The 25,997-nt window shown below is 72.7% G+C and carries 28 protein-coding genes; 10 read left to right on the forward strand and 18 right to left on the reverse strand.

The window, feature by feature from the left end; genetic code table 11:
- Positions 1–18: 18 nt before the first annotated feature.
- Positions 19–777: an SDR family NAD(P)-dependent oxidoreductase gene (locus tag ABT369_RS34540; RefSeq protein ID WP_350618384.1), complete on the reverse strand. Its 759-nt coding sequence runs from the start codon at positions 775–777 to the stop codon at positions 19–21.
- A gap of 99 nt (positions 778–876) precedes the next feature.
- Here ABT369_RS34540 and ABT369_RS34545 point away from each other — a divergent pair, with 99 nt between their 5' ends.
- The 3 genes from ABT369_RS34545 to ABT369_RS34555 are packed head-to-tail and all read left to right on the forward strand — an operon-like array spanning position 877 to position 2,954.
- Positions 877–1,488 carry a TetR/AcrR family transcriptional regulator gene (locus ABT369_RS34545; RefSeq protein WP_350618386.1) on the forward strand — a complete coding sequence of 204 codons (612 nt, stop codon included), beginning with the start codon at positions 877–879 and terminating at the stop codon, positions 1,486–1,488.
- The gene (locus tag ABT369_RS34550) at positions 1,485–2,252 is read left to right on the forward strand and encodes an SDR family NAD(P)-dependent oxidoreductase (protein WP_350618388.1); all 768 of its coding nucleotides are present in this window, start codon (positions 1,485–1,487) and stop codon (positions 2,250–2,252) included. Before ABT369_RS34545 ends, ABT369_RS34550 begins: the two co-directional genes overlap by 4 nt.
- A 24-nt stretch (positions 2,253–2,276) precedes the next feature.
- Entirely contained in the window at positions 2,277–2,954 is a 678-nt protein-coding gene (locus tag ABT369_RS34555) for a GntR family transcriptional regulator (RefSeq protein WP_350618390.1), read from the forward strand.
- Here ABT369_RS34555 and ABT369_RS34560 read toward each other — a convergent pair.
- The 11 genes from ABT369_RS34560 to ABT369_RS34610 form a co-directional block, all read right to left on the reverse strand.
- Positions 2,951–4,066: a hypothetical protein gene (locus tag ABT369_RS34560; protein ID WP_350618392.1), complete on the reverse strand. Its 1,116-nt coding sequence runs from the start codon at positions 4,064–4,066 to the stop codon at positions 2,951–2,953. The two genes, ABT369_RS34555 and ABT369_RS34560, sit on opposite strands and share 4 nt — an antisense overlap.
- Positions 4,063–4,938, reverse strand: a complete 876-nt coding sequence (locus ABT369_RS34565; protein ID WP_350618394.1) for an enoyl-CoA hydratase/isomerase family protein — start codon at positions 4,936–4,938, stop codon at positions 4,063–4,065. Before ABT369_RS34565 ends, ABT369_RS34560 begins: the two co-directional genes overlap by 4 nt.
- Positions 4,935–6,380, reverse strand: coding sequence for a 4-hydroxyphenylacetate 3-hydroxylase N-terminal domain-containing protein (locus ABT369_RS34570; RefSeq protein ID WP_350618396.1), 1,446 nt, complete (start codon positions 6,378–6,380; stop codon positions 4,935–4,937). Before ABT369_RS34570 ends, ABT369_RS34565 begins: the two co-directional genes overlap by 4 nt.
- Positions 6,380–7,930 carry a class I adenylate-forming enzyme family protein gene (locus ABT369_RS34575; protein WP_350618398.1) on the reverse strand — a complete coding sequence of 517 codons (1,551 nt, stop codon included), beginning with the start codon at positions 7,928–7,930 and terminating at the stop codon, positions 6,380–6,382. The genes ABT369_RS34570 and ABT369_RS34575 overlap by 1 nt, the downstream gene beginning before the upstream one ends.
- A complete protein-coding gene (locus tag ABT369_RS34580) occupies positions 7,902–8,207 on the reverse strand; it encodes a hypothetical protein (protein WP_350618400.1) in 306 nt (101 codons plus the stop codon). The genes ABT369_RS34575 and ABT369_RS34580 overlap by 29 nt, the downstream gene beginning before the upstream one ends.
- The gene (locus ABT369_RS34585) at positions 8,204–9,370 is read right to left on the reverse strand and encodes an acyl-CoA dehydrogenase family protein (protein WP_350618402.1); all 1,167 of its coding nucleotides are present in this window, start codon (positions 9,368–9,370) and stop codon (positions 8,204–8,206) included. Before ABT369_RS34585 ends, ABT369_RS34580 begins: the two co-directional genes overlap by 4 nt.
- A 2-nt stretch (positions 9,371–9,372) precedes the next feature.
- The gene (locus ABT369_RS34590) at positions 9,373–10,590 is read right to left on the reverse strand and encodes an acyl-CoA dehydrogenase family protein (RefSeq protein ID WP_350618404.1); all 1,218 of its coding nucleotides are present in this window, start codon (positions 10,588–10,590) and stop codon (positions 9,373–9,375) included.
- A gap of 58 nt (positions 10,591–10,648) precedes the next feature.
- Entirely contained in the window at positions 10,649–13,354 is a 2,706-nt protein-coding gene (locus tag ABT369_RS34595) for an ABC transporter permease subunit (protein WP_350618406.1), read from the reverse strand.
- A gap of 2 nt (positions 13,355–13,356) precedes the next feature.
- The gene (locus ABT369_RS34600; protein ID WP_350618408.1) at positions 13,357–14,085 is read right to left on the reverse strand and encodes an ABC transporter ATP-binding protein; all 729 of its coding nucleotides are present in this window, start codon (positions 14,083–14,085) and stop codon (positions 13,357–13,359) included.
- Positions 14,086–15,294, reverse strand: a complete 1,209-nt coding sequence (locus ABT369_RS34605) for an ABC transporter substrate-binding protein (RefSeq protein ID WP_350618410.1) — start codon at positions 15,292–15,294, stop codon at positions 14,086–14,088.
- Positions 15,295–15,359: 65 nt separating this feature from the next.
- On the reverse strand, positions 15,360–16,529 hold the full coding sequence (locus ABT369_RS34610; RefSeq protein ID WP_350618412.1) for an LLM class flavin-dependent oxidoreductase: 1,170 nt from the start codon (positions 16,527–16,529) through the stop codon (positions 15,360–15,362).
- Positions 16,530–16,844: 315 nt separating this feature from the next.
- Here ABT369_RS34610 and ABT369_RS34615 point away from each other — a divergent pair, with 315 nt between their 5' ends.
- Together ABT369_RS34615 and ABT369_RS34620 are read left to right on the forward strand one after the other, a co-directional pair.
- Positions 16,845–17,573, forward strand: coding sequence for a TetR/AcrR family transcriptional regulator (locus ABT369_RS34615; RefSeq protein ID WP_350618414.1), 729 nt, complete (start codon positions 16,845–16,847; stop codon positions 17,571–17,573).
- 25 nt (positions 17,574–17,598) lie between these two features.
- Positions 17,599–18,774 (forward strand): flavin reductase, encoded by a 1,176-nt coding sequence (locus ABT369_RS34620; RefSeq protein ID WP_350618416.1) that lies wholly within the window; start codon positions 17,599–17,601, stop codon positions 18,772–18,774.
- 61 nt (positions 18,775–18,835) lie between these two features.
- On the opposite strand, the gene ABT369_RS34625 is transcribed toward ABT369_RS34620, so the two are convergent.
- The gene (locus ABT369_RS34625; RefSeq protein WP_350618418.1) at positions 18,836–20,065 is read right to left on the reverse strand and encodes a sigma factor; all 1,230 of its coding nucleotides are present in this window, start codon (positions 20,063–20,065) and stop codon (positions 18,836–18,838) included.
- A 186-nt stretch (positions 20,066–20,251) separates the two neighbouring features.
- Between ABT369_RS34625 and ABT369_RS34630 the strand changes: the two genes are divergently transcribed.
- Both ABT369_RS34630 and ABT369_RS34635 read left to right on the forward strand, forming a co-directional pair.
- Positions 20,252–20,515, forward strand: a complete 264-nt coding sequence (locus tag ABT369_RS34630) for a hypothetical protein (RefSeq protein WP_350618420.1) — start codon at positions 20,252–20,254, stop codon at positions 20,513–20,515.
- 55 nt (positions 20,516–20,570) lie between these two features.
- Positions 20,571–20,840 carry a hypothetical protein gene (locus ABT369_RS34635; RefSeq protein ID WP_350618422.1) on the forward strand — a complete coding sequence of 90 codons (270 nt, stop codon included), beginning with the start codon at positions 20,571–20,573 and terminating at the stop codon, positions 20,838–20,840.
- A gap of 3 nt (positions 20,841–20,843) precedes the next feature.
- Here the strand turns inward: ABT369_RS34635 and ABT369_RS34640 are convergent, their stop codons facing one another.
- The 3 genes from ABT369_RS34640 to ABT369_RS34650 all read right to left on the reverse strand — a co-directional run bounded on the left by ABT369_RS34640 (position 20,844) and on the right by ABT369_RS34650 (position 22,443).
- Entirely contained in the window at positions 20,844–20,996 is a 153-nt protein-coding gene (locus tag ABT369_RS34640; RefSeq protein ID WP_350618424.1) for a hypothetical protein, read from the reverse strand.
- Between the two features lie 77 nt (positions 20,997–21,073).
- On the reverse strand, positions 21,074–21,667 hold the full coding sequence (locus tag ABT369_RS34645; protein WP_350618426.1) for a DUF305 domain-containing protein: 594 nt from the start codon (positions 21,665–21,667) through the stop codon (positions 21,074–21,076).
- Positions 21,664–22,443, reverse strand: a complete 780-nt coding sequence (locus tag ABT369_RS34650; protein WP_350618428.1) for a lytic polysaccharide monooxygenase — start codon at positions 22,441–22,443, stop codon at positions 21,664–21,666. The genes ABT369_RS34645 and ABT369_RS34650 overlap by 4 nt, the downstream gene beginning before the upstream one ends.
- A 135-nt stretch (positions 22,444–22,578) precedes the next feature.
- On the opposite strand from ABT369_RS34650, the gene ABT369_RS34655 reads away from it, so the two are divergent.
- The gene (locus ABT369_RS34655) at positions 22,579–23,769 is read left to right on the forward strand and encodes an MFS transporter (RefSeq protein ID WP_350618430.1); all 1,191 of its coding nucleotides are present in this window, start codon (positions 22,579–22,581) and stop codon (positions 23,767–23,769) included.
- Positions 23,770–23,773: 4 nt separating this feature from the next.
- Positions 23,774–24,328 carry a TIGR03086 family metal-binding protein gene (locus tag ABT369_RS34660; protein WP_350618432.1) on the forward strand — a complete coding sequence of 185 codons (555 nt, stop codon included), beginning with the start codon at positions 23,774–23,776 and terminating at the stop codon, positions 24,326–24,328.
- Here the strand turns inward: ABT369_RS34660 and ABT369_RS34665 are convergent.
- Complete coding sequence (locus ABT369_RS34665; RefSeq protein ID WP_350618434.1) at positions 24,285–24,830, reverse strand: MarR family winged helix-turn-helix transcriptional regulator; 546 nt, start codon at positions 24,828–24,830, stop codon at positions 24,285–24,287. The genes ABT369_RS34660 and ABT369_RS34665 overlap by 44 nt on opposite strands.
- A gap of 96 nt (positions 24,831–24,926) precedes the next feature.
- Between ABT369_RS34665 and ABT369_RS34670 the strand changes: the two genes are divergently transcribed.
- The gene (locus ABT369_RS34670) at positions 24,927–25,553 is read left to right on the forward strand and encodes an FMN-dependent NADH-azoreductase (RefSeq protein ID WP_350618436.1); all 627 of its coding nucleotides are present in this window, start codon (positions 24,927–24,929) and stop codon (positions 25,551–25,553) included.
- 28 nt (positions 25,554–25,581) lie between these two features.
- On the opposite strand, the gene ABT369_RS34675 is transcribed toward ABT369_RS34670, so the two are convergent.
- Positions 25,582–25,983, reverse strand: a complete 402-nt coding sequence (locus tag ABT369_RS34675) for a MerR family transcriptional regulator (protein WP_350618438.1) — start codon at positions 25,981–25,983, stop codon at positions 25,582–25,584.
- Positions 25,984–25,997: the final 14 nt, after the last annotated feature.

The following is a 25,997-nucleotide window of genomic DNA, read 5'->3' on the forward strand; positions in this document are numbered from 1 at the left end:
TCTCTTCCTCCAGATCTTCTAGCGCGGGGCCATGCGGATGGCGCCGTCGAGGCGGATGGTCTCGCCGTTCAGCATCGGGTTGGCGACGATGGCCGCGACCAGTTGCGCGTACTCCGCCGGGCGGCCGAGCCGGCTCGGATGCGGCACCTGGGCGCCCAGCGAGTCGCGAACCTCCTGCGACAGCTGGCCCAGCAGCGGGGTCTCGAAGGTCCCCGGGGCGACGGTGACGACGCGGATCTTCAGGCCCGCGAGGTCGCGGGCGATCGGCAGCGTCATGCCGACGATGGCGCCCTTGGACGCCGAGTACGCGGCCTGCCCGACCTGCCCGTCGAACGCGGCCACCGACGCGGTGTTGACGATGACCCCGCGCTCCTCGCCGGTGACCTCGTTCCCCGCCATCGCCGCGGCGGCCAGACGCAGCACGTTGAAGGTCCCGACCAGGTTCACCCGGATCACCCGCTCGAAGTCGGCGAGCGGGAACGGCCCCTGCTTGCCGACGGTCCGGAACGCGTTGCCGATGCCCGCGCAGTTGACCAGCACGGCCAGGCCGCCCTCGTCGTTGGCGAGCTCGACCGCCGCCGCGACCGCCCCCTCGTCGGTCACGTCGGCGCCGGCGAACCGGACCGCGTCGCCGAGCGCGTCGAGCGCGCTGCGGTCGGCGCCGGGCAGGTCGAGGGCGACCACCCGGGCCCCCGCCGCGGCGAGGGTCTCCACCGTCGCCAGCCCGAGCCCGGACGCGCCCCCGGTCACCAGTGCCTGTTTGCCCCGGACTTCCATGCCACGACCTCCGCACCCGGTTGACTTAGTTAGCGATCGCTAAGCTAGCGTACTTAGCGAGCGTTTGCTAGGTTCCAGGTCCGGCCGAGATGAGGTGACATGAGCGACTGGCGCGAGTACCCCCCGCTCGAGCTGCAGCCACTCCTGGCGCTGGCGCTGGACGAGATCGTCGAGCACGGCTACGACGGCACCTCGGTGCGCAAGATCGCCGGCCGCGCGGGGGTCACCGTGCCGGCGCTCTACTACCACTTCGAGAACAAGCAGGCCATGCTCCGGGAGCTGCTCGACCACGCGATGCGGATCGTGCTCACGCACGCCCGGGCCGCGCTGGAAGAGGCCGGAACCGACTGCACGGCCCGGCTCAGCGCGCTGGTCGAGGCCATCGTCCTCTACACCGCGCACCATCGCGACCTGGCGTTCCTCGACTCCGAGCGGCGCAGCCTCACACCCGAGAACCGGGCGCACTACATCGCCCGGCGCGACGAGCTCGAGCGGGAGCTGCGCGACACGATCCGCGGGGGAGTCGAGCAGGGCGTCTTCCGCACCCCGCACCCGGACGAGTGTGGCCGGGCGATCCTGTCGATGTGCCAGGGCGTCGCCGGCTGGTTCCGGCCGGGCGGGCCGGTCGACGCGCCCACCATGGCCCGCCGGTACGCCGACCTCGCGCTCGCCACCGTGCAGCACCACACCGGCGAAGGGGCGTCACGATGAGCGGGCCACTCGACGCGTTCCGGCTCGACGACCGGGTGGTGGTCATCACCGGCGCGAGCTCCGGGCTCGGGCTGGGATTCGCCCGGGCGGTCGCGGCCGTCGGCGGCATCCTGGTCCTCGGCGCCCGGCGCGTGGACCGGCTGGACGCGATCGCGGACGAGCTGCGGGCCGCGGGGGCGTCCGTCCTCGTCCAGGCGGTGGACGTCACGGTGCCCGAGCAGTGCCAGGCGCTGGCGGACGCGGCCACGGCGGAGTTCGGGCGCGTCGACGTGCTCGTCAACAACGCCGGCCTCGGCGGCTCCGTGCCGGCCCTGCGGGACACCCCCGACGGCTTCCGCCAGGTGATCGACGTGAACCTGCACGGCACGTTCTGGATGGCGCAGGCCTGCGCCCGGGTCATGCCGCCGGGCTCGTCCATCGTCAACGTGGCGAGCGTCCACGGCGTCGTGGCCTCGCGGTTTCCGGGGGCCTCCTACGCGGCGAGCAAGGCGGGCGTGATCGGGCTGACCCGCGACCTCGCCCAGCAGTGGTCCCGCCGCAAGGGCATCCGGGTCAACGCGCTGTGCCCGGGGTACGTCGCCACCGAGATGACCGCGACGGGCGAGGAGCACCTCCGCGCCATGGTCGCCGAGCACAGCCTGCTGGGCCGCTTCGGCGAGCAGGCCGAGGTCGACGGGGCGCTGCTGTTCCTGGCCAGCCCGGCATCCTCGTACGTCACCGGGACGACCCTGCTTGTGGACGGCGGCCTCTCGGCGACGATCTGAACCATTAGAATCGCGCCCGGATCTATGACGACAAGCGTCCGGGGAGCGTGGATGGCCAAGGCGGCCGAGACGGCGTATGAGGCCATCCGCGCCGGCATCCTGTCCGGCGAGTTCGCCCGCGGTCAGCGGCTGCGCGAGGAGGAGCTCGCGGCGCGCGCCGGGGTGTCCCGCACGCCCGTCCGCGAGGCGCTGCGCCGGCTGGACGCGGAGGGCCTGGTCGAGTTCGCGCCGAACCGCGGGGCGCGGGTGGTCGCCTGGTCGGAGCAGGAGCTCGAGGACAACTACGAGGTCCGCGCGATGCTGGAGAGCTACGGGGCCCGGCTGGCCGCGGAGCGCATCACCGACGAGGAGCTCGACGCGATCGCCGGGATCGCGGCCCGGATGACCGCGCTGAGCCGCAAGGGCGCGGCGGCCGCCGACGAGCTGACCGTGCTCAACGGCGACTTCCACCGCGCGATCCTGCAGGCCTCCCGGCACACCCAGCTCGACAGCATCGTCCGCGGGATCATGGACACCCCGCTGATCTTCCGCACCTTCCAGCGCTACGGCGGGGAGCGCATGCGCACCAGCGTGCGCCAGCACGCCGAGCTCGTGCAGGCGCTGCGGGCCCGGGACGGCGCCTGGGCCGAGGCGGTCATGCGCGCGCACATCCTGGCCGCGCGCTCGACCATCGTGGCGTCGCTGCGCGACGAGGAGGACTAGCCTCGGCCCTTGAGCCAGTCCGCGAGGGTGTCGGCCACCGTGTCGCGGTTGCTCTCCGCGTCCGCGAAGTAGTGGTCCCCGGGCAGCGTCACGAACTCCTTGTCGGACGTCGCCGCCCCGTCGTAGAGGCTCCGGGCGTCGCTCGGGAAGACGCCGGTGTCGGCGTCGGGCTGCACCACGAGCGTGGGCAGGTCGAGGCGCGCCAGGTGCCGTGCGGCGACGCAGTCGGACTCCTCCAGGCTGAACATGTTGAGCCAGGTGCGCATCGTGTTCACGACGCCCACGCCCATGACGCCGTAGTTGGCCCGCTTGGGATCGCCGAAGTAGCACAGCGGCGTCGGACGGTTCGACGGGTCGATGCTCGGGTCGACGTAGCGGGGGTCGGCCCAGGTGCGGCCCATGGTGAAGATCCGGTCGCGGGCCGGCCGGTCCCGCGCGGCGTCGAGCTGCTCCTTGCACCACGCGGTCAGCCGCCGGTTGCGCGCGATCTGGGCGGCCCGGTAGCGCTCCAGGAACTCCGCGGAGTAGGAACCGCCGTGGCGCGGGTCGTACATGTCGAGTTCGGGGTCGACCGAGTTCGGGTCGTTCTCGTCGACGACCGACGGGTCCATGGTCCGCGTGATCCATTCCGGCCGGCCCGGGTGCGCCGCCAGGAACACCATCAGGTCGCCGGGCGGCAGGTGCAGGGCCGGCTCGAAGACCTTGGACCGGCCGTACGGCGGGCGGATGTTCGGCTCGCGCGACTGCGAGTGGTACGCCGCCATCAGCGAGCCGCCGCCCGAGTTGCCGAGCAGGACGACGCGCTCGACGCCGCGGTCGCGCAGCAGTTGCACGCCGACCCCGATCTCGGCCAGGGCGTGGTCGAGGGAGAAGAGGTGCTCGGCCCCGCGGAACCGGGTGTTCCAGCCGAGGAACCCGTAGCCGCGCTCCGCCATGCGGGTCGCCATGTAGTGCTCGGAGAAGTCCACGTTGTAGTGGCTGGCGATGAGGGCCGTGCGCGGCGCCAGGCCGGACGGGGTGTAGTAGATGCCCTGGCACGGGTGGCCACCGGCGCCCGCACGTCCCAGCGCCGGGGAGGGTACCCCGATGAACTCTCGGTCGATGGCGGTCATGCGCTGTCCTCCCCGGGATCGGTGGGCCATTGCGGAAGATCGGTCGATGGGCGGCCGGTCCAGGCGGGGCGGCGGTGCCGCAGGAACGCGTCCACACCCTCGCGGGCGTCGGGGCGCTCGAGCAGCGCCTCCATCACCAGCCGTTCTGTGCGGCTGTGCGCGAACGGGTCGGCGTCCACCGCCTCCCAGAGCAGCCGCTTGGTCGCCGCGACCGCGACCGGCGCGGCGTGCTCGACGATGTCGCGGGCGAGGGCCTGGGCGCGCGCGAGGACCTGGTCCCGTGGCAGCGCCGAGACGGCCAGCCCCCACATGGCCGCCTCGGTACCGGTGAAACGGCGGCCGGTGAGCAGCAGTTCCTGGGCCCGCCCGAGGCCGACGTGCCGGACGAGGTTCCAATGCCCCATCCACTCCGCGGTCACGCCGAGCCGCACGAACGGCAGCGCGAGCACGGCGTCATGGGCGACGAGCCGGACATCGCACTGCATCGCCAGGGTGAGCCCGGCGCCCACCGCGGCGCCCTGGATCGCGGCGACCACCGGCTTGCGCACCTGGTACGGCGCGATCCACTCGACGCCCGGGCCCTGCGCCTCGGCCCCGCCGAAGCCGTTCTCGGTCATCTCCGAGCCGGCCGAGAAGGCCCGCCCGGCGCCGGTCAGCACGACCGCCCCGACCTCGTCGGCGGCGTCGCACCACCGCAGGACGGCGCTGAGCTCGTGGTTCATGGTGCGGTCGATCGCGTTGAGCCGCTCGGGCCGGTCCAGGGTCACCGTGACGACGCCGTCGTCGGTCTCGCACCGCAGCCGGGTGAGCCGCTCGGGCCGCTCGGCGCCGGAGGTGTCGGCCCAGGCGAACGTGTTCTCCTCGTAGTTCACACGGCCGCGTTCGGGTCGTACCCGTGCGGACCCAGCCGCTCGAGGTCGGTGAGCACCTCGCCGGACGCGCTGATGCCGGCGGTCTCGCGGGCCAGCGCCTTCGCGTTCTCCATGTCGAAGTGGGCCGTCACGACCACCTTCTGGGCGTAGAGCCCCCCGCCGGCCTGGATCACGGTCACGTGCTTCCAGCCACCGTAGGAGTCGGCGGTGAAGTCGCGGATCGTGTGGAACAGCCGCATCCGGTAGTCGGCGTCGACCCCGTCCATCGTGCGCATGTACTTGCGCAGGTCGGCCGCGGTCTCCGGGTTGTGCAGGTCGCGCAGGGACGGCGCGGTCAGCACCGAGCCGCCCGCGATGTCGTGCAGGTTGCGCACCATCGTGCTGAACTGCGCGGCCGCGTGGTACTTCGCCGCGTTCGTGAAGAGCTCGTCGGGCGAGGCCCAGCCCTCCGGCGTGAAGGTGGCGTGGGTCATCGCCGCCTCGAACGCGGCGCGGATGAGCGTCGCGTAGGTGATCATCTCGGCGATCTTGTCCTTGATGTGCGCGATCCGCTGCAGGCCGTTGGCCTCGGCGACCAGCTGCGCCAGCCCCACGAGGGTGTCCGCGAGGCGCACGTAGCTGCCGACGCTGCCGAGGCGCTCCCACAGGCCCAGGGAGTGCACGAAGGTCGCCGAGTGCTCCAGCTCGCCCGCCAGGAAGACGCGCTCGTTGGGCACGAAGACGTCGTCGAAGACGATGAGGCCCTCGGTCATCACGTGCCGGGAGCTGTACGGGTAGAAGTCCGGGTCCAGGTCGGGCCGCGGCGCGAACGAGGCGTTGATGACCCTGACCCCGGGCGCGTTGATCGGCACCGCGGCGGCCACGCTCCAGTCCTCCTCGCCCGGCTTCATCCGCTTGGTCGGCATGACCATCACGTCGTGCGAGACGGCCGCCGAGGAGATGTGCATCTTCGCGCCGCGGATGACGACCCCGTCGCGACCGCGGTCGACGATGCGGACGTAGAGGTCGGGGTCGTCCTGCTTGCCGGGGGACAGCGCGCGGTTGCCCTTGGCGTCGGTGATCCCCTGCACGATGCGGATGTCGCGGCGCTTGCTGTCCTCGAAGTAGGCCAGGGCCCGCTCGGCGTAGAGCGGGTGCTGCGCCCGCATCCGGCTGGCCGCGGTCAGCACCATGAGCAGGCTGGCCGACGTGGAGATGGTCGGGAAGTCCCAGTGCAGCTGCCGCTGCTGGGACTCGCGCAGCTCCTCCACGGAGGTCGGGATGAAGAAGTACGGGCCGTGGACGTCGTCGCCGGGCTGGTAGTGCTGGTCGTAGCCGAGCGCCGCGGCGAGGGCGGGCCCGCGCAGGAGTGGATCGGCGGTCACGTCGGGCACCGAGTGGCCGTTGACGAAGATGCGCCGGCCGTCCCGGAGGGATTGCAGGTACTGGTCTCCGGTGAGCATCAGGACGGCTCCTCAACATTGGAAACTTGGTCGGCCAGGAGTTCACGCAGCCGCAGCTTGTCGATCTTGCCGGCCGGGTTGCGGGGGAAGGTCTCGACGACGACGATGCGCTGCGGCACCTTGTAGCTGGCCAGCCTGCCCCGGCAGTGCTCCTTGACCTCGGCCGCCGACGGTGCGCTGTGGCCGTCGCGCAGCGCCACGACCGCGGTCACCACCTGGCCCCAGTGCGGGTCCGGCTCGCCCACGACCGCGATCTCGGCCACCGCCGCGTGCCCGCCCACCACGTCCTCGATCTCGACGGGGTAGACGTTCTCGCCGCCTCGGATGATCATCTCGTCGGCCCGGCCGGCCAGGTGCAGGAAGCCCTCCGGGTCCTTCCAGGCGAGGTCGCCGGCGACGAACCACCCGTCGCGGACGGCCCGGGCGGTGAGATCGGGCCGGTCGAGGTAGCCGCTCATCACGGTGTCGCCCCGGCTGGCGATGACCCCGATCTCCCCGTCCGGCACCTCGTTGCCGTCGGGGTCGAGCAGCCGGACGTCGCAGCCGAAGGCCGGCCGGCCGATCGTGCCGAGCAGCCACTCCTCGCCGGCGAGGGCCCGCCGGTGGTCCTCGGGCCGCAGGACCAGCTGGCCGCCCGCCTCGGTGCCCGCGCCGAACCCGTTGTGCAGGTCGCAGCCGAAGACCTCGACCATGCGCCGGATGACGGAGGTGGGCATGGGCGCGCCGCCGTACATGATGGAGCGCAGGCCGGAGAAGTCCGCCTCCGCGAGCTTCGGGTGCTCGAGCAGCTGGATGATCATGCTGGGGACGAGCGTCGTGTGCCGCACCCGCCCGGACCCGAGCCAGGACAGCGCGAGATCGGCGTCCCACTGCGGCATGACCACGGAGGCCCCGCCCCGGGCCAGGCCGTAGAGCACGTGGCCGAACCCGGCGGCGTGGAAGAGCGGGGCGCCGGCGTAGATCAGGTCGCCGGGCCGGAGGCAGAGCTCCAGGATCCCCGACTGCGTGATCGCCTTGACCATGCGCTGCGACTGCAGCACGCCCTTCGGGGTGCCGGTCGTCCCGCTGGTGAAGGAGATGCTGAGGATGTCGTCGTCGCCGGTGACCGCCGAGAGCTCGCCGCCGTCCGGACCGCCGGCGAGGAACTCCTCGTAGCCCGACTCGAACTGGATCGCGACGCCGAGCCCGCAGTCGTCGACGATCTCCTGGTACCGGGCGCTGTGGAAGATCACCTGGGCGCCGCTGGCCGCCAGCACCGTGCGGATCTCGGCCGGCGACAGGCGGAAGTTGAGCGCCACGTACGTCGCGCCCAGCTTCATGCAGGCCAGCAGCACCTCGATGTACTCCAGGGAGTCGACCGCGAGCAGGGCGACCCGGTCCCCGCGGCCGATCCCGATCCGCCGCAGCGCCCGGGCGAGCCGGGTGATCCGCGCCTCGCCCTCGGCGTAGGTGCGGGTCCGGCCGTCCGCGGCCACCAGGAAGGCGGCCTGCGGGGTGAAGCGCGCCTGCAGCGTGACCCAGTCACCTGGTGCCAGTCCGGAAAGCTGCACGGGGGTACCTCCTCACGTGCATGCGCACCTCGTCGCCCTCCACCCACCCGTGCCGCCGGGCGTGATCCAGCATGGCGTCGAACTCGTCGCGCCATCGGGCATCGCTCGCCCGGTCACCGGCCAGCCGCAGTAACGTCCGGGTGGTCACGAAGACGTGGTCGTCCTCCAGGCGTCCCCAGTCGCCGACGGCCGCGTCCCCCGCGATCTGCGCGCTGAGCCGCCGCAGGTCGTCGAGCTCCGCCAGCGAGACGCCGCCCTCCTCGACCCGCAGGATCATCGCCCGGCCTTCCCGGCGTAGAACGAGGCGAGCTGGGTGTCCTCGCCGTGCGCGGCGAGCACGGACGCGGTCAGCAGCCGGGGCTGCTGACCCGTGGAGTCGAGCAGCTGCCGGTTCGACACGGCCCGGCGGTAGTACAGATGGGCCGGGTGCTCCCACGTGAACCCGATGCCGCCGTGCAGGTGGATCGACTCGCGGGTGATCTCGGCGGCGACCCGCCCGCAGTACATCCGCGCGACGGCCAGCCCGGCCAGCGACTCCGGCCGCCGGCCGATCGCGTCGTTGTGCTGCACCGAGCGCACCGCGACCGACAGGGCGGAACGCGCCCGCTCCAGCGAGACCAGCAGATCGGCGCACTTGTGCTTGACCGCCTGGAACGAACCGATCGGCCGGCCGAACTGGGTGCGCACCTTGACGTAGTCGACCGCCATCTCCAGCGCGCGCTCGGCGACGCCCACGCACTCGGCCGACATGCCGAGGATCGCGCCCTGGCGGATGGCCGCCACCCCGGCACGGGCGCGGTCCTGCTCCGCGAGCAGCTCGGCGCGGGCGCCCGCCAGGCGCACCGTGCCCATGCGGCGGGTCAGGTCGAGCGTGGACAGCGGGACGATCTCGACGCCGGGGTCGTTCGCCTCGACCCAGAAGAACGCGTGGAACCCCTGATAGTCGGCGAGCACGAGCAGGGCGTCGGCCACGGTCGCGTCGACCACGCAGGGCAGCTCGCCGCTGATCTCGAAGTCTCCACCGGCGGCGGCCTTGGCGTGCGGGTACTCGAGCGGGAACTTCTCCTCGATGGGCAGCACCGGCACCGCGACGAGGTCACCGGCGGCGATGCGTGCGAGCCGGCCGTGGTTCGCCTCGTCGTCGGCGAGGGCCACCAGCGCCGCGGCCACCAGCGAGGTGGTCAGGAACGGGCCGTCGTCGAGCGCCCGGCCCAGCTCGGTGTGGACGGCGACCTCCTCCGCCAGTCCCATGCCCGCGCCGCCGAACTCCTCGGGAATCCGGACGCCGGGCAGCCCCAGCTCGCTCGCCTGGCGCCGCCAGCGATCCCGGTCGAGCCGCCGGACCTCGTCGGGGTCGAGCGCCCCGCCGCGCAGCGCGGCTCCGGGGTCTCGCTCGAGGTGATCGCGGACCACCCGCCGCAACTGCTCGATCTCGTCCATGACTAGGCGCTCTTCTCGCTCACCGGGCGCTCCTCGCGCGGAAGACCGAGCACTCGCTCGGCGAGGATGTTGCGTTGAATCTCGTCACTGCCACCGGCGATGCGGTGCGACGGCGCGCTGAGCAGCAGCTGCGACCAGGAGTACGTGCCCCAGGCGCCGGTGTCGGCGACCATCCGGTAGCCCAGGAGGCGCGCGGCGACGTCGGAGTAGTACTCCATGTCGTTGGTCGTCATGAGCTTGACCACGGATCCCGGGGCCGGCCCGCCGGCGTCCCGCAGCCGGGTGGCCGTCTCGTGGAGCACCTGCTCCCGCGCCCAGCACTCGGCCAGCAGGTCCTGGATGGCCGGGTCCTCGATGGCGCCGGTCGAGCGGGCCAGGGCGAAGAGCCGGATGACCGGCTCGATCATGATGCCGTTGTGGGCCCGGCCGAGCACGGAGCGCTCGCTGCCGACCGTGGTCATGGCGATGTTCCAGCCGCCGTTCACCGGTCCGAGCCGCCGGGAGTCGGGCACCCGCACACCGTCGAGGAAGACCTCGTTGAAGTGCTCGGAGCCGGTCACCTGCCGCAGCGGGCGGACGTCGATGCCGGGGGAGTCCATGTCGATGAGGAACACGCTCAGGCCGCGGTGGCGGCTCTCCGGCGGCCCGGTGCGCACGAGGAGCTCGCCGAGCTGCGCGACGTGGGCGAAGGAGGACCAGACCTTCTGGCCGGTGACGATCCAGTCGTCGCCGTCGCGGACCGCGGTGGTGCGCAGGCTGGCGAGGTCGGAGCCGGCCTCGGGCTCGGAGAAGAGCTGGCAGCAGATCAGGTCGCCGCGCCAGATCCCCGGCAGGAACGCCTGCTTCTGCTCGTCGGTGCCGTGCGCCAGGATGGTCGGCGCCACGATCCCGTGGCTCACCATGTAGGTCGAGGTGGAGGGCACCTCGTACTCCGCGGCGATGCCGGCGACCAGCTCGACGTAGTCGTGGTCGAGCCCGCGCCCGCCGAGCTCCGCGGGGCCGTCGAGCCAGGCGAGCCGCGCGTCGAACAGTTCCCGCTGCCACTGCTGGGCCCGCGCGACCTCGGCCGCCTCGGCGTCCGGCTGGGTGAGCCCGACGCCGACCACGTCGTCGTCGCCGACGCCGTGCAGCATGCCGCGCCGCTCGCGACGCTGGGCGCGGGCCGCGAAGAACGCGTGCGCTTCAGCGGCCACGGACTGATGCGTCGTGGGCGTGGTCATCGGCTCCTCCTGCGGGTTGCGCTCTGGTTCTGGTTCTGGTCCTCGTTCGGGCGGCCGTTCACACGCGGGCACCGTCGTCGGACTCGTCCGCCTCGCGGCCGAGGTAGGCGGACACGACCCGCGGATCCCGGGCGACCTCCTGGGGCGTCCCCCGGGCCAGCACGGCCCCGGCCTCCAGCACGGTGACCCGGTCACAGGTGCTGAGCACCAGGTCGACGTTGTGCTCGACGAGCAGGATGCTCATGTCCCAGTCCCGCGCGAGGGTCCGGATGAGCGTGCCCAGCTCGCGGGCCTCCTCGTCGCTCAGCCCGGCCGCCGGCTCGTCCAGGAGCAGCACCCGCGGGTCGGCCGCCACCGCCCGGGCGATGGCGACGAGGCGCCGCTTGCCGAACGCGAGCTCGCCCGGCTTGCGGTCGAGGTCGTCGGAGAGCCGGAACTCCCGGATGGCCGCGAGGGCGGGCGGCGTCAGCTGGATGCGGCCCGGCACGACGAGGTCGCTGACGTAGCGGCGGGCACCGTCGTCGTCACACGCGACCGCGAGGTTCTCGCGCACCGACAGATCGGCGAAGAGCTCCAGGGACTGGAAGGACCGCGCCATCCCGGCCCGGGCCCGGCGCCGCGCGCTCCACGGCGCGATCGACACGTCGTCGAGCTTGATCGTGCCGCGGGCGGGCCGCACGAAGCCGGTCAGCGCGTCGATGACCGTCGTCTTGCCGGCCCCGTTCGGGCCGATGAGGCCGTGCACCTCGCCGGGGACGAGCTCCAGCGACACGTCGTCGACGGCGACGACACCGCCGAACTGCACCCGCAGGCCGGACACGTGCAGGGTCCGCGACGGACGGCGGTCGTGCGCCGGCGTGACGGGCTCCTCCCGCTGCTTGCGAGGCCGGGACGGCAGGGCCGGAATGCGCAGGAGCCGGCCGATGCGGCGCACGAGGTGGGCGTTCATCTCGTAGAGACCGTTGCGGCCGCTGCGCAGGACGTAGAGCAGGAACAGGCCGCTGACCAGCGGCAGGTAGCTCTCCAGGTTGTCCACGCCGTGCAGGATCTGGGTGCCGATGCCACCGGGCAGCAGCGTCGAGGCGAGCAGCGCCCCGCCGATGGTGCCGATGCCGCCGACGACCGCGACGCCGATGACGGTGATCGAGGTGAGCACGTCGAACTGGGCCGGGAGGACCGTGACGCCCTGGAAGGCCAGCAGGACACCGGCGAGCGCGGCGAGCGCCGAGGCGACGGCGAAGGCGTAGAGCTTGCCGACCAAGACGTTGACGCCGAGGGCCGCCGCCGCCCGCTCGTTGGACCGGACCGCGAGCAGGCGCCGCCCGACCCGGCCGCGGCGCAGGTTGGCCACGGCCAGGGCGCTCAGGGTCAGCGCGGCGAGCGTCACGAGCCCGTAGTTGTAGGGGTGCCTGATCGCCCCGAAGTCCCAGCCGAAGATCGAGGGCTCGCCGATGCGGATGCCGACGTCGCCGCCGGTGAACTTGAAGTCGCTGAGCACCAGGCTGAACAGCACGATGCCCATGCCGAGGGTCGCGATGGCGAGGTTGATGCCCCGGGTCCGCAGCGCCGGCAGCGCGACCAGCACGCCGACGAGCGCGGCGGCCACCATCGCGCCGATCAGCGAGGGCAGGAAGCTCCAGCCCGCGCGGGAGACGAAGGTCGCCGCGGCGAAGGCCCCCGACCCGGCGAGCACGTACTGGGCCAGCGACAGCTGACCGGCGTATCCGGTGACCACGGTGACCGACAGGGTGAGGATCGCGAACGCCATCGTGACCGTCAGCGCCTGCGCCCACACGGGCGACACCACGAACGCGATCAGGAAGGCGAACACGCCGGCGACCACGACCGTCGGGATGACCCGGATGCGGCCGTCGCCGACGCTGGGCAGCCGTTCCAGCACGTGACTGCGCAGCGGCAGCGAGCTTCCGCGCAGTACCAGATAGGCCACGATGACGATGAAGGGCACACTGTCGCCCCAGCCCGTCACCGTGACGAAGCGGGTCGTCAGGGACTGCACGACGCCGATCGCCAGCGCGCCGGCGAAGGCGATCGGGAACGAGACGAACCGCGCGAGCAGCGCGGCCGCGAGGGCCGGCACGATCAGCAGCGTGAGCTGCGTGGGCTGCAGGTAGGTGATCGGGCCGATCAGCGCGCCGGCGAGGGCCGCGATGCCGGTCGCGAGCGCCCAGTTGGCGATCGCGATCCGGTCCGGCGAGTGGCCCAGGCTCGCGACCGCCCGCTGGTTCTCCGCCATGGCGCTGGCCACCCGGCCGAACGACGTCCAGCGGAAGACGGCGTACAGCGCGGTCGTGAGCCCGGCCCCGATCAGCAGGATGATGAGCCGGTCGAGGCCGAGGACCGCGCCGGGCAGCGGCTCCACGGCGTTGGTGGGCAGGAACGAGGGCACGCTGATCGGGCCCACCCCGTAGCGCAGCACGGCCGCGGCCTGGAGCGTGAGCAGCACGCCCAGGGTCGCGATCACCCGCTCGATCGGCGAGGAGGTGCGCATCGGCCGCAGGATCAGGTACTGCACGGCGACCCCGAGCAGGACGCCGACCGCGGTGGCGGCGATGACGGCGGGGATCGCCGGCCAGCCGGCCGACACGCGGAACTCGTAGTACGCGTAGCCGCCGACCATCACGAACGAGCCCTGCGCGAAGTTCACGATCCCGGAGCCCCGGTAGATCAGCACCAGCCCCTGGCCGAGGAGGCTGTAGATCGCGCCGATGCCCAGGCCGAGCAGCAGGAACTGGACGATTTCCACGATCACTCCGTTCCTGGGGCGGTGGCGTCACCGAGGTAGAGGGACTCCACGGCCGCGATGCCGTCGGCCGCGTTCCCGGCCGCCGCGACGGCACCGCGCCGCAGGAGATACCAGCGGTCGGCGACCGCCATGGCCCGGCGGGCCTGCTGCTCGACCAGCAGCACGGCCACCCCGTCCTGGTCGGCCGCCCGCCGCAGCGCGGCGAACAGGCGGTCGACCACGAGCGGAGCGAGACCGAGGGACAGCTCGTCGAGCAGCAGCGCGACCGGGTTGGTGGCCAGGGCGCGCGCCAGCGACAACATCTGCTGCTCGCCGCCGGACAGCAGCCCGGCCCGGGTCGGCAGCAGCGGTTCGAGCTCGGGGAAGAGCTCCAGGGCCCGTTCGATGCGCCCCGACCCGAGCAGCAGGTTGTCCCGCACCGACATGCTCATGAGCACGGATCGCTCCTCGGGAACGAAGCTCATGCCCATGCGGGCGCGCACGTGGAGCGGGGCCGTCGTGGCCTTCCCGCGCCACCGCACCTCACCCCCGATCGGCGGCAGTTCGCCGGCCGCGGTGAGGATCGTCGTCGACTTGCCGGTCCCGTTGGCCCCGAGGAGCGCGACGATCTCGCCGCGCATCACCTTGAGGTCGACGTCGCGCACCACAGCCAGGTCGTCGTACCCCGCACTCAGTCCGCGCAGCTCGAGGACGGGTGCGTCCTCGGCCGCCACTGCCGCCGCCGGGTTCATCTACTTGGTGCCCAGCGGATCGATCGCGTCGCCGTCCTGCTTCAGCGTTCCGCCGGTCGCCTCGGAGACGTAGACCTTGAAGGTGGGCACCCGCGGATAGTTCTGCGCGACCGGCGGGTTGGGGATGCCGGCGTAGTCGGGCACGGTGCCCAGCACGATGGGCTTGTCGAGCTTGTCCAGCAGGCCGGTGATCGCGGCGGCCGAGACATTGCCGCCGAGCCGCTTCACGATCTCGACGAGGAACGTGATCGAGCTCCAGGTGCCCAGGGAGCCGTTGTCGGTCACGGCCTCCGGGTGGTACTTGGCCATGTCGTCCAGGAACTGCTTGACCTGCGGGATCGAGGTGTTGGTCACGGGCACCGCGGACGACGTGATGAACACGTTGTTCGCGAGGTCACCGAGCGCCTTCTGGTCGGCGGGCTTGAAGATGTTCGCCAGGGTTGCGATGTTGCCCTTGAAGCCGGCCTGGCGGACCGCCCGGATGATCCGGGGCGCGTCGGTCGCGGTGGAGGCCACGGCGATGGCGTCGGGGGTCTTGGCCAGGGCCGAGGAGGCGACGGCGCTGAAGTCGGGCGCGCCGAGCGGGGCCAGAATCCGGTACGACTGCGCGCCGCCCGCCTTCGCCCCGTTGGCGATGTCGTCGGCGGCGGCGTAGGCGGCGGCCGCGTCGGCGACGATCACCGCGATGTTCTTGCCGCCCTTGTTGGCCAGCAGCCGGCCCAGGCCGACCTGCATCGACTGGGTGCCGCCGGTGATCGGGTACGACACCTTGCTCGTGCCCTCGGTGGGGCCGCCCGATCCGGCGCCGGCCAGCCACGGAATCCCGGCCGCCTCGAGCACCGGCAGCTCCGCGGGCGCCTGCGAGCTGGCCGCGCCGACGACGGCGACGACGCCGTCACTGACGGCCTGGCGGGCGCAGGCCGCACCGGTGTTGGCGTTGTAGGCGTCGTTGCAGAACGACACCTCGATCTTCCGGCCGTCGATGCCGCCGGCGGCGTTGATGGACTGCACGTGCGCGTCGAGACCGGCCTTGGCGTCCTTCAGCGACAGGTTCGGGCTTTCGAAGGTCCCGATCTGCATGATCTTGATCGGGCCGGTGTTGCTGGCGGCGGAGCTTGGTTGGGCCTCACCGCGGCAGCCGGCGAGGCCGGCCGCGAGGGCGAGGGTGGCTAACGGGACGAGGACATGGCGGGGTGAGGGGAAGGGCATGTCGGTCCTTTCGGAGTATCCGAGCTGTCTCCGTTGTGGAGAGGGGTGTGCAGCACGGGACCAAGTCAGCGCAGGCTCTGGATGTTCACGCCGGCGGGCAGCTCGCGGCCGGAGTCGGAGTACGCCTTGGAGATCGCCGCCTGGGCCAGTGGCTTGTAGGACGGTCGCTTCTCGGTGACGACACGGGCGGACCGCTGGGCGGCCGCGAGCGTGCCCTGGAAGTGCGGCATGACATAGCGGGCGAAGAGTTCGAGGCTGGTGAGCGCCTTCTCCCGGCTCGCCCAGTCGTGGGTCATGATCATGAATCCGCCGAAGCCGCCGGTCTGCTCGAGCATGCGCTCGATCGCCGCGATGGCGTCCGCGGGGGTGCCGATGATGGAGCTGTCGTCGGCGATCTCGTCGGCCAGGGTGTAGTCGTTCTCCAGGCCGAGCACCGGCTTGAAGTAGTTCTCCCGCTCCTCGGCCCGGCCCCGCTCGACGTCGCGGATCGCCTGCTCGCGGTCCTCGGCGAGGTGGACCCGCACGACCATCCGCCACTCGTCGCGGCTGATGGTCGTGCCGGCGTCCTTGGCGGCCTGCTCGGCGATCTCCCACTGGGCGCGCATGTCCTTCTTGCCGCCGATGAACCCCGCGCTCAGCGACAGCACGCCGACGCCGTGCTTGCCGGCCGTGGTCACGCCCGAGGGTGAGGTCGTGCTGGCGACGGCGATCGGGACGCCCTTCGGGTTGAGCGGCAGGAAGGCCAGCTGGGCCTCGCGCAGCTCGAACCACTCGGTGGAGGCGGTGACGGTCTCGCCGTCGAGGAGCTTGATGATCACGTCCAGTGCCTCGTTCATCCGGGACCGCTGGGTCACCGGCGCGATGCCCATCATGTCGGCGTCGGAGATGAGCGCGCCCGGCCCGACGCCGAGCATCGCGCGGCCGTAGCTGAGGTGGTCCAGCAGCACGGTGCGGTCGGCGACCAGCAGCGGGTGGTGGTACGGGAGGCTGACCACGCCCGTGCCGAGCCGGATGCGCGAGGTGCGCACGGCCGCCGCCGCCAGGGCCATGAACGGGTCGGCGATCCGCTCGACGCCGGTCGAGTGGTGCTCGCCCACCCACGCCTCGTCGAAGCCGAGACGGTCGGCCAGCTCGATGAGCGCCAGGTCGTGGCGCAGGGAGAGCGTCGGACTGTCGTCATTGGCGTGGAACGGGGCGATGAACACACCGAAGGTCATGGGCGCCGGGCGGGCCATGGAGATCTCCCTCATAAGCGGTCGTCGATCGAGAGCGGAGAAGGGTGGCGACCGGGCGTGTGACGCCGGTCTCAAGCAAGTGAGTGCTGAATCTACTCAGAAACTCGGCAAGCGCAAGAGACTCCCGGAAACATGTTGGTCACCGTCCTGTCGCGGGCACCGGTGGGGATATGCACGGTTCTCGACGTGTGGGGTGGCGGCACGACGCCCGGTGGCGTACCTGAATCTATTCAGATTCGGGGTGGCATTTCCCACACGGGGGCGTTATGGTTCTCCGGCGTTCACCGGGGAGCACTAGCGACGGAAGGCGGCGGCATGCAGGATCTGCCTGACGAGCCGGATGCGGCGCGCAGCAGGCGCCTGGAGCGGGTCGCCGCCAACCTGCGGGGCGCGGTGCGGCGCCAGGACGGCCGGGAGACTCCGGTCGGCCCCCGCGCCATGCGAACCCGCAAGAAGCTGCTCGACGTCGCCGAGGAGCTCTTCGCCCGCGACGGCTACGGCAACGTCTCCCTCGGGGACATCGCCCAGCAGTCCGGGGTGAGCCTGGGGACCGTCTACCAGTACTTCGCCGACCGCGACGACATCGTGGCGACGCTCGCCGGCGAGAGCGCCCTGCGGATGCTCAACCTCGGCGCCGACTTCTGGGACGCGGCGACCGGCCGGCTCGGCCTGCGCCGGGCGATCAGCGCCATCGTGACGACCCAGTGGGAGAACCGCGACTTCTTCAGCCTCTGGGAGACCGCCAGCCACAGCGACGCCCGGCTGGCCGAGCTGCGCCGGGAATGGGTCGCCAACTTCCGCCACTCCTTCGCACGCTCGCTCGCGCGCGGCATGAAGAGCGGGCACGTCCGATCGGGCCTGGACCCGGAGGAGACGGCGCGCGCCATGAGCCTCATGGTGAGCGCGTACTGCTACGACGCCTTCGTCGCGGACCCGCCCGACCCGCCCCTGGACCCCGAGGGCGTGATCGACCACCTCACAACCCTGTGGGCGGACGCGATAGGGCTGCGCGAGGACCGCGAACTGCGGCCCGGCGACGGGTGAGGTCGCACCGATGGAAAGGACCGAGATGTCGCTTGAGACCGCCCGCCGGCCGCCCGGCTCGCCCGACGACCCCGCCTGGTTCCGTCACGTTCTCGGGCAGTACCCCACCGGCGTCTGCGTGATCACCGCGCAACCGGAGGACGGCCCCCCGATCGGCATGGTCGTCGGCTCCTTCTCGTCGGTGTCGCTGAACCCGCCGCTGATCGGGTTCTACCCGAGCGTCACCTCGGAGACCTGGCCGCACCTGCACCAGGCCGGCAACTGGTGCGTCAACATCCTCGCCGCCCACCAGTCCGACGTGTGCCGCCGGATCGCGACGGCGCCGCTCGCCCAGCGCTTCGAGGGCATCGCCTGGCGGCCGGCTCCGTCGGGCGCCCCGATCATCGAGGGCGCTGTGGCCTGGATCGACTGCGTCCCGGTCGCGGTGCACGACGCCGGCGACCACAAGATCGCGCTGGCCGAGGTACGCCACCTCGACACCGCGAGCACCGAGCTGCCGTTGCTGTTCTTCCGCAGCGGCTACGGCAGCTTCACGCCGCTCACGCTGACCGCCTACGACCCGGACATGAGCCTCACCCGCCCGCTGCGCCACTTCGAGCTCATCCGCTCGATCGCGCAGGAGCTGCCCGACAACGGCCTGCGCTGCCTGGTGACCGCGCGGGTGAGCGACAGCGTCGTCGTGGTCGGCCAGCTCGACCCGCCGTCCGCGTCGGCCGCGGCGCAGCCCACCACGCTCGTCGGGCAGCGGCTGCCCTTCCGGCCGCACGGCCCCTCGATCTTCGAGGCCTGGGCGCCCGCGGCGGAGCAGGAGGCGTGGGTCGCCAGATTCGCGCCGGACTCGCAGGAGGCCGAGATCCGGGCCCTGGCCCGCATCCGCGAGCGCGGGTTCTCCATCGGCCTGGGCAGCGAGGGCCACCGGCGCTTCGCCGCGGCGCTCGAGCGGCTCGCCGCCGAGCCCGGCACCGTGCCCAACGAGGAGCTCGACGCCCTGGTGGCGTCCCTCGACTACGAGCCCCCGGAACTGTCCGACGAGGTGCTGGCGCAGGCGCGCGTGATCTCGGCACCGGTCTTCGACGGCGCGGGGCACCCGGTTCTGGCGCTGACCGTCTTCGGCTTCAAGGCCAGGCCGGATGTCGTGCGCGAGGCGATCGCCGCCGTCACGGGCTGCGCCGCGAAGGCGACGCGCTCGCTGGGGGCCTGACCGGAAACCGCCTTCCGCCCGGCGCGGGCGGAAGGCGGTCGGGGAGTCGGGTCAGCGCCGTTCAGGCCCAGGCCGCGGCCCTGCGCCTGCGCATCACCCGGCGGCGTATGAGCACCACGGCCGCCGTCACCGCCGGCCCGCCGCGTTCGGCGCCCGTCGCGGCATCGAGGTAGGACACGGTCCAGCGCCGCCCGGCGAGCTGGGCCGGGTCGCAGTCGTCGGCACAACCGGTCATGGTGAGCACGGCGATCGCGCTGCCGTCCGCCGTGTACGCGCCGGCCCCCGCGAGCCTCCGGCTTCCGAGATCGTGGCTCCATCGGCGCTGACCGTTCGCGTCGAACGCGCGCAGTTCGGTGCCGCCCCCGGTGGGAAATGCCGCGACGAACGAGGCGCCGTCCGGGGCGAAGGCCGCGGCCCAGGCGAACCGGTCGACGTCCCGCGGTGCCGCGCCGTCGATCGGGAGTTCGGTGCCGCTGGCAAGGTCGACCAGGGTGAGCTGGGAATGCTCGCCGACCCGGTGCTGGACGAGGACGGCGCCGCTGTCCGGGCGCCAGGCCGCGACCTCGTAGCAGCAGGCCGCGGGGCCGTTGCCGTAGCCGCGACTGCGGCCGGTGCGCAGGTCGGTGACGACGAGCCACCCCGCCGGGCCGTCGTGCAGTTCGCTCTGGGCGACCAGGTGGCCGTCGGGCGAGAGGCGGACGTCGAGGCCGGCCCGTTGCTTTCCGGTCGGGTACCGCAGCGTCCGGTAGTCGCCGCCACGGCCGACGACGGCGAGCTTGCCGCCCTCGGTCTCGAACGGGTCACTGCCCAGGCCGAGGCTGTCCCCGCCGAAGAGCACCGAGGCGCGGCCGGGCGGTGACGCGTCGACCGTCGCCTGCCAGGGGTACGGCCGCTCGATGCTCGCCGGAATCACCGCCGTGGCGCCCTCGGCCGGCTGCGCACCGCCGCCGAGACCCGGCAGCACGGCCACCCCCACCAGGCACAGCAGGGCCGTTCCGGCCCCGGCGATCCGTCCCTGGTACCGCCGCCGGCGCCCCCGCCGCCACACGTCCCCGGGCAGCCGCCAGCGCCGCCGCCACAGCGACACGTGCTGGTTGACCATCGCCCGGCGCACGTACGGGTCCGGGTCACCGCCGGCGATCACCCGTTCCCGACGCGCGGCCACCCTGATCAGGGTCACCTGCACCAGGTCCTCCGCGGTGTGCCGGTCCCCGCACAGCAGAAACGCCAGCCGCGACAACGCCGCGAGCCGGCCCGACACGTACGCGTGGAACGAGTCCTGTGCCTCCATCACACCTCCCTGAAGACACACACGCTGACGCATGCCCCGCCGGGTGGGTCGGCATGGGCTGGCACCGGCCGTGGCACTGGGTGAACATCCACAATCCCGTCCGGATCTGCTGACCCGCCCGTGATCCGATTCCGCTGAACCGACCGAGCCGGCCGCGGCTCGCCCTGAGAGGAAACGAAGGCGACGATGACTACCACCTCCGCACCCGCCGTCCGATCGCGGGCCGGTCTGGTCCGAGCCAGCGCCGCCGGGGTCTGCGCCCTCACGGTGGCCGCGGCCGGCGCGGCGCTCGGCGCCTGGCTGGGCTGGCTCGGTGCGCCGGCCCTTCCGTCCGGCGCGGCGGTGCTGGCCCTGGTCCAGCCCGCCGCGCCGGACGCGCGCTTCACCACCGTGGCCCGCCACGAGGCGTCGGTGCCGGACGCGGTCAGCTCCAGCCCGCCGGCGTTGTAGTCGTCGTCGCCGATGAGCCAGGTCATCGGGCCCGGGGTGTGCTCGTAGGCGAAGGGTGGCGACGACCCGTACGGCCGCCTTCGGCGACGGCTTGGCCGCCAGCAAGGGCGAGTGGTCGCTGAAGGTCCGATCCGGCGCGCCCGTCGCCGTCGACCTGGCCCGGACCGAGCCCGGCCCGGTCGGGCCGCTCACCGTGGCCGGCTACGTGCTCGGCCTGGCCGCCGGCGCCCTGCTCGCCCTCGCGGTGCGGCGCCGGGGGCTGATCGCCCTGGCCGTGGGCGTGGTGCTCGGGCTGCGCCGCGGGCCGAAACCGGCCCGGGACTAGGGGTCAGCGGCTGGGCCGGCCGCTGCCGGGGCACTCGCCCGAGCCCGGGCCGGCGCCGTCGGGCTGGTGGGCGGGCGTGGGGGAGCCGGCGTTCACGTGGACGCGGGCGCCGCAGCTCGGGCAGCGGCTGATGGCCTGCGTGGCCGTCGACGACATGGCGGTACACCTCCGATGAAAACGGCAAAGCCGGACCCTGGTAGTAGTGCCCAGGGTCCGGCCGGCCGGAACATCTTTCAGCCCGCGGCGAGGGTCAGCATCTGCCTGATCTGCTGCTGGCGGGACAGCTGCACCCGCTCCGCCAGCTGCTTGACCGTCACGTTCTGGCCGGTCGTGGCCAGCTGCTGGGCCAGCTCGACCGCGTTGTGCTGGTGCGCGATGAGCAGGTTGAGGAACTTCGTCTCGAAGTCGGCCCCGGTCGCGTCCTGCAGCGCCTGGATCTCCTCCGGCCCGGTCGCCGGCCGCCCGCCGTGGGCCGCGTGCAGGGCCGGGTCGGAGACCTCGGTCTGCGGCACGTTCCACGCCTGCAGCCAGCGCCGCATGGTGCGGACCTCCTCGGCCTCGACGACGTCGATGGCGCCGGCGAGGTCGACGACCTCCTCGCGTACGCCCTTCTGCTGGCCCAGCTTCAGCATCTGCCGGCCCTGCTGCTGATGGGCGATCATCATCTGCAGGAACATCACGTCGAAGTCGTTGTGCGGGCCGGCCGCGGTGACCGCGTCCGCCTCGGCGATGCCCTGGCTGGCCGAAAGCTCTGGCACGGGCGTGGGCTTCGCGCCGCAGGCGGTCACCGCGAACAGCAGCAGGACCGCGATCACCAGGCGCTTCACACCGGAAGCCAGAGGGCGAGGGTGTAGATCGGCTCCCACGTGTAGATCGAGCGGTGGGACTGGCGGCATTGATACTGCTTGCCGTTGTACGTCACCACGTCGCCGACGTGATACAGCGTGTCCGGCGCCCAGTCGGAGCTGCCTCTGGTCGGGGTCGCGCTCTTCGTCGGGGTCGCGCTCTTGGTGGGTGTCGCGGTCTTCGTCGGAGTGGGGGTCGGGGTCACGGACTTCGTGGGCGTCGGCGTGGGCGTCGACGTCGAGCCGCCGCCGATCTGCACGTCGATGCAGTTGTAGAAGGCGTTCGCCGTGTCCGCGATGTTCCAGATCGCCAGGATCTTCTGCCGGCCGCTGAACCCGGCCAGGCTGACCTGCTGCGACACCGTGGCGTTGGGCTGCTTGCCGCCGTCGTCGAACTGGGCGATCTGCTTGTCGCCGATGAAGTACTGCCACGTGCTCGTCGAATGCCGGGCGGTGAGCACCCAGTTGAACGTGACCGAGGTGCCCACGGCGGTCGCCGGCCAGTTGCGGCTGTCGTCGCTGAGCACCGAGAAGCGCGCGTTGCCGCCGTCGCAGCTGCGCAGCCCCTTCGGCCCCTCGACGCTCTGCGGCTCGTACTGGATCGCGCCGCAGTCGGAGACCTTGCCCTGCGCGCACAACGCCTGCCGGCTCGGCGGCGAGGACACATATCCGTGGGCCGAGGCCGGCTCGGCGTAGACCAGCGTCCCGGCGGCGGCGGCACCGAGGGCGACCAGCGGGTACAGCACCGTTCTGCGCATTGTCGAACACCATTTCTCTCGGGTGCGCAAAACGTATCCGAGCTGCGCTTAAGGACGCCTCGTACGATTTGCAAATCCGGCCTAACGCCCGTTTATGCTGTTGTTAATCAGGACCGGGCTGGCATGATCGCGACCATGTCGCTCACCACCGTGCTGCGCGCCGCGCAGGTCGCCCGGGTCCTGGCCGCCAGCTGCGTCGGGCGGCTGCCGCTGGGCGCGGCCCCGGTGGCCCTGCTGCTGTACGCGCGCGAGAGCCTCTCCATCGCCGCCGCCGGCCTGCTCGTGGGCGTCTACACCGCCGGCCTGGCCGTGGGCGGCCCCGTCCTGGCGCGCATCGCGGACCGGCTCCGCCAGCCGCCGGTCATGCTCGCCGGCGCCGCCCTGTCCACGCTCGGCTTCGTCGTGCTGGTCCAGGGTGTACCGCTCTGGGCGGCGCTGATCGCCGGGCTCCTCGCGGGCCTGGGCGCCCCGCCGTTCGAGGCCGGCCTGCGGGTGCTCTGGCGGAGCCTGCTCGACGAGGAGCAGGTCCCCACCGCGTACACCCTCGACATCGCCGTGCAGGAGCTCATCTTCATCTTCGGCCCGCTCGTCGCCGGCGTGGCGGTGGCCCTCGGCGGCGGTACGGCCGGCGTCCTGGCCACCGCCGCGCTCCAGCTGCTCGGCACCGTCTGGTTCGTGACCACCCCGGCCGTGCGCGCCTGGCGCGGCGAGCCCGCGGAGCGGCACTGGGCGGGCGCCCTGCGCTCGGGCCCGCTGCGGCTGCTGCTGACCGCGGTGGTCCTGATCGGCGCGGGCGTGGGCTCGCTGCCGGTGGCGATGCTGGACTACGCCGAGTCGGTCGGGCACCGCTCGTTCTCCAGCTGGCTGCTGGCCGCGCAGGCCTTCGGCGCGCTCATCGGCGGCCTGGTGAACACCCGCGTGCGGGTGGACGCGCGCCGGCTGCCGCTGCTGGGCGCCCTGCTCGGCCTCGCCTACGTGCCGCTGCTGCTGACCCCGTCCCCGGCCGCGCTCATGGTGCCGCTCGCCGTGCTGTGCGGCCTGTTCCTGCCGCCGCTGCTGGCCGGGGCGTTCCTGACCGTGGACCGCATCGCCCCGGCGGGCACGGCCGCGGAGGCCTTCGCCTGGGTGGCCACCGCCTTCTCGGTCGGGGCCGCGGCCGGCGCGGCGATCGACGGCGCCATCCTGGACGCGGTGACCTCGACGCGCGCGGGCTTCATCCTCTCGCCCGTGGTGATCCTGCTGGCCGTGCCGTGGCTGCGCCCGGTCGCCCGCCACGCGCCTGGCGGGTTTGTCCAAGACGGGGCCGGTGCCGGTGCGAGAGGTTGAGGGCATGGACAAGCACCAGCTGACAGTCGCGGCCGCCCCCGTCATGCTCGACCTCCTCGGGCGGATCACGCCCGGTGACCTCGACCGGCCGACGCCGTGCGGGGAGTGGGACGTGCGCGCGCTGCGTGCGCACCTGCTCGAATGGGGGCCGTCGCTCGAGGGGGCGGCGCGCAAGGAGGCGGTGCCGCCCGGCGGCGGTGACGGGGACGTGCGCGCGCAGGTCGAGCGGCTCGCGGCGGCGTGGGGTGAGCCGCGGGCGTGGACGGGCGAAACGGTCATGGCCACGGTCGAGCTGCCCGCGGATCTCGTCGGCGGGATGGTGCTCGGCGAGTTCGTGCTGCACGGGTGGGACCTGGCGCGGGCGCTCGGCGTGCCGATCGCGTTCGGGGACGACGTGCTCGAAGCCATGTACGCCGAGGTCGCCCGCTCCGCCGAGCAGGGCCGGGCGATGGGCGTCTACGGGCCCGAGGTCCCGGTCGCCGGCGGCGCGCCGTGGTTCGCGCGCGTGCTCGGGCTCAGCGGGCGCGACCCGAACTGGAAGAGCGGCGGGCCCGAGTAGCGGGTTCGACGCCGCTGAAGGTCTCGACCACGGAGCAGGCGTCGCTCAGCGGGTCGTGGGCGTCGAGGTCGACGGCCACGGCCCGCAGCATCTCCCGGAAGCGGCCCCGGTCCTCGTCCGGCAGGGCGCCCAGCACCCGGTCCTCGACGTGGCGCAGCTTGCGCTGCAGGCCGCACAGGGTCGCGCGGCCCGCCTCGGTGGCCAGGACGCGCCGCGCGCGGCGGTCGGCCGGGTCCGGCTTGCGCTCGATCAGGCCGGCCTTCTCGAGGTCGTCGAGCAGGTAGGTCATGACGGTCCGGTCGATGCCCAGCTTGTTGGCCAGGGCGAGCTGGGTGCAGGCCGCCCCGTCGACGGCGGAGGTCAGGACCTGGTAGCCGCGCGGGCCGCCGGGCACGTCGGCGATCACCGACTGGGCGCCCTTCGCGTAGCCGCGCAGCAGCACGCCCAGCGCCCAGCCGAGGTCCGCCTGGAGCTCGACGTGCGAGTCAGCCGCGTGCGTCATGTCAGCAATGATAAGCAGGTCACGCACTCTTGCCACCAGATGTTCTGTGAAGCAGACTTTCTCTCGTACAGCAGGACACCGTGGAGGTACCGCATCATGCATCTCTTCCGTCTCGACGCGAGCATCCGCACGACCGGGTCCGTGAGCCGCGCGCTCGCCGACACCGCCGAGCAGGCCTGGCTCGCCGAGCACCCCGGCGCCACCGTGGCCCGCCGTGACATCGGGCTCGAACCGCTGCCCGCCGACCTGTGGGCGCGCAACGCGCTGGCGGCGGAGAAGTCCCCCGAGGCGCTCGAGCTGGTCGACCGCCTCACCACCGAGCTGCTCGACGCGGACGCGTACGTCTTCGCGGTGCCGCTCTACAACTGGGGCGTGCCGGCGAGCTTCAAGACCTGGATCGACCTGGTCCTGTTCAACCAGCGCTTCGGCGGTTACGGCGACCGCCCCCTCGCCGGGCGCCCGGCGGTGCTCGCGATGAGCCGCGGCGGCGGTTACGGACCGGGCACGCCGAAGGAGGGCTGGGACCACAACGGCCCCTACGTGCGGCGCGTCCTCGCCGAGGTGCTGCACCTCGACGTGCACGTGGCCGAGGCGGAGCTGACGCTCGCCGACGTCAACCCGGCGATGGAGCCGCTGCGCGGGCTGGCCGCCGAGCTGCTGAAGACCGGCCACGAGCACGCGGCCGAGCACGGCCGGCGTATCGCCGAGCTGGTCCGGGCGTAGGCCGGAGCGGAGATCAGGGCGTAGGCGCTCAGCCGCCGAGCGGCGGCAGGTTCTGGGTCAGCTCGATGGCCGTGTGCACCAGCGACTGCAGCCGCGCCGTGAGCGCGAGCAGGAGCTGGTGCGCGGCCGGCCCGGCGTGCACGGCGGCCTCGCGCAGCGTCTCGATGTCGCCCTGCACCTGGCTGAGCTGCCCGGTGAGGTCGCCCGCGCCGCGTTCGAGCGCGCCGGCCATGTCGGCCAGGCTCACGCCGTTGGCCTCCAGCGCCTTGATGGCCGCGATGCGCTCGATGCAGGAGGCGTCGTACAGGCGGAAGTTTCCGGCCGTCCGCTCGGCCGACTCGATCAGGCCGAGCCCGGTGTAGAAGTCGACCGTGCGGGTCGACACGCCGGCCTGGTTCGCGAGTTCCCCGATCCGCAGCAGCTTTGACACGATCCAACCCTACA

The organism is Dactylosporangium sp. NPDC000244 (assembly GCF_040300725.1).
GTDB lineage: Bacteria > Actinomycetota > Actinomycetes > Mycobacteriales > Micromonosporaceae > Dactylosporangium.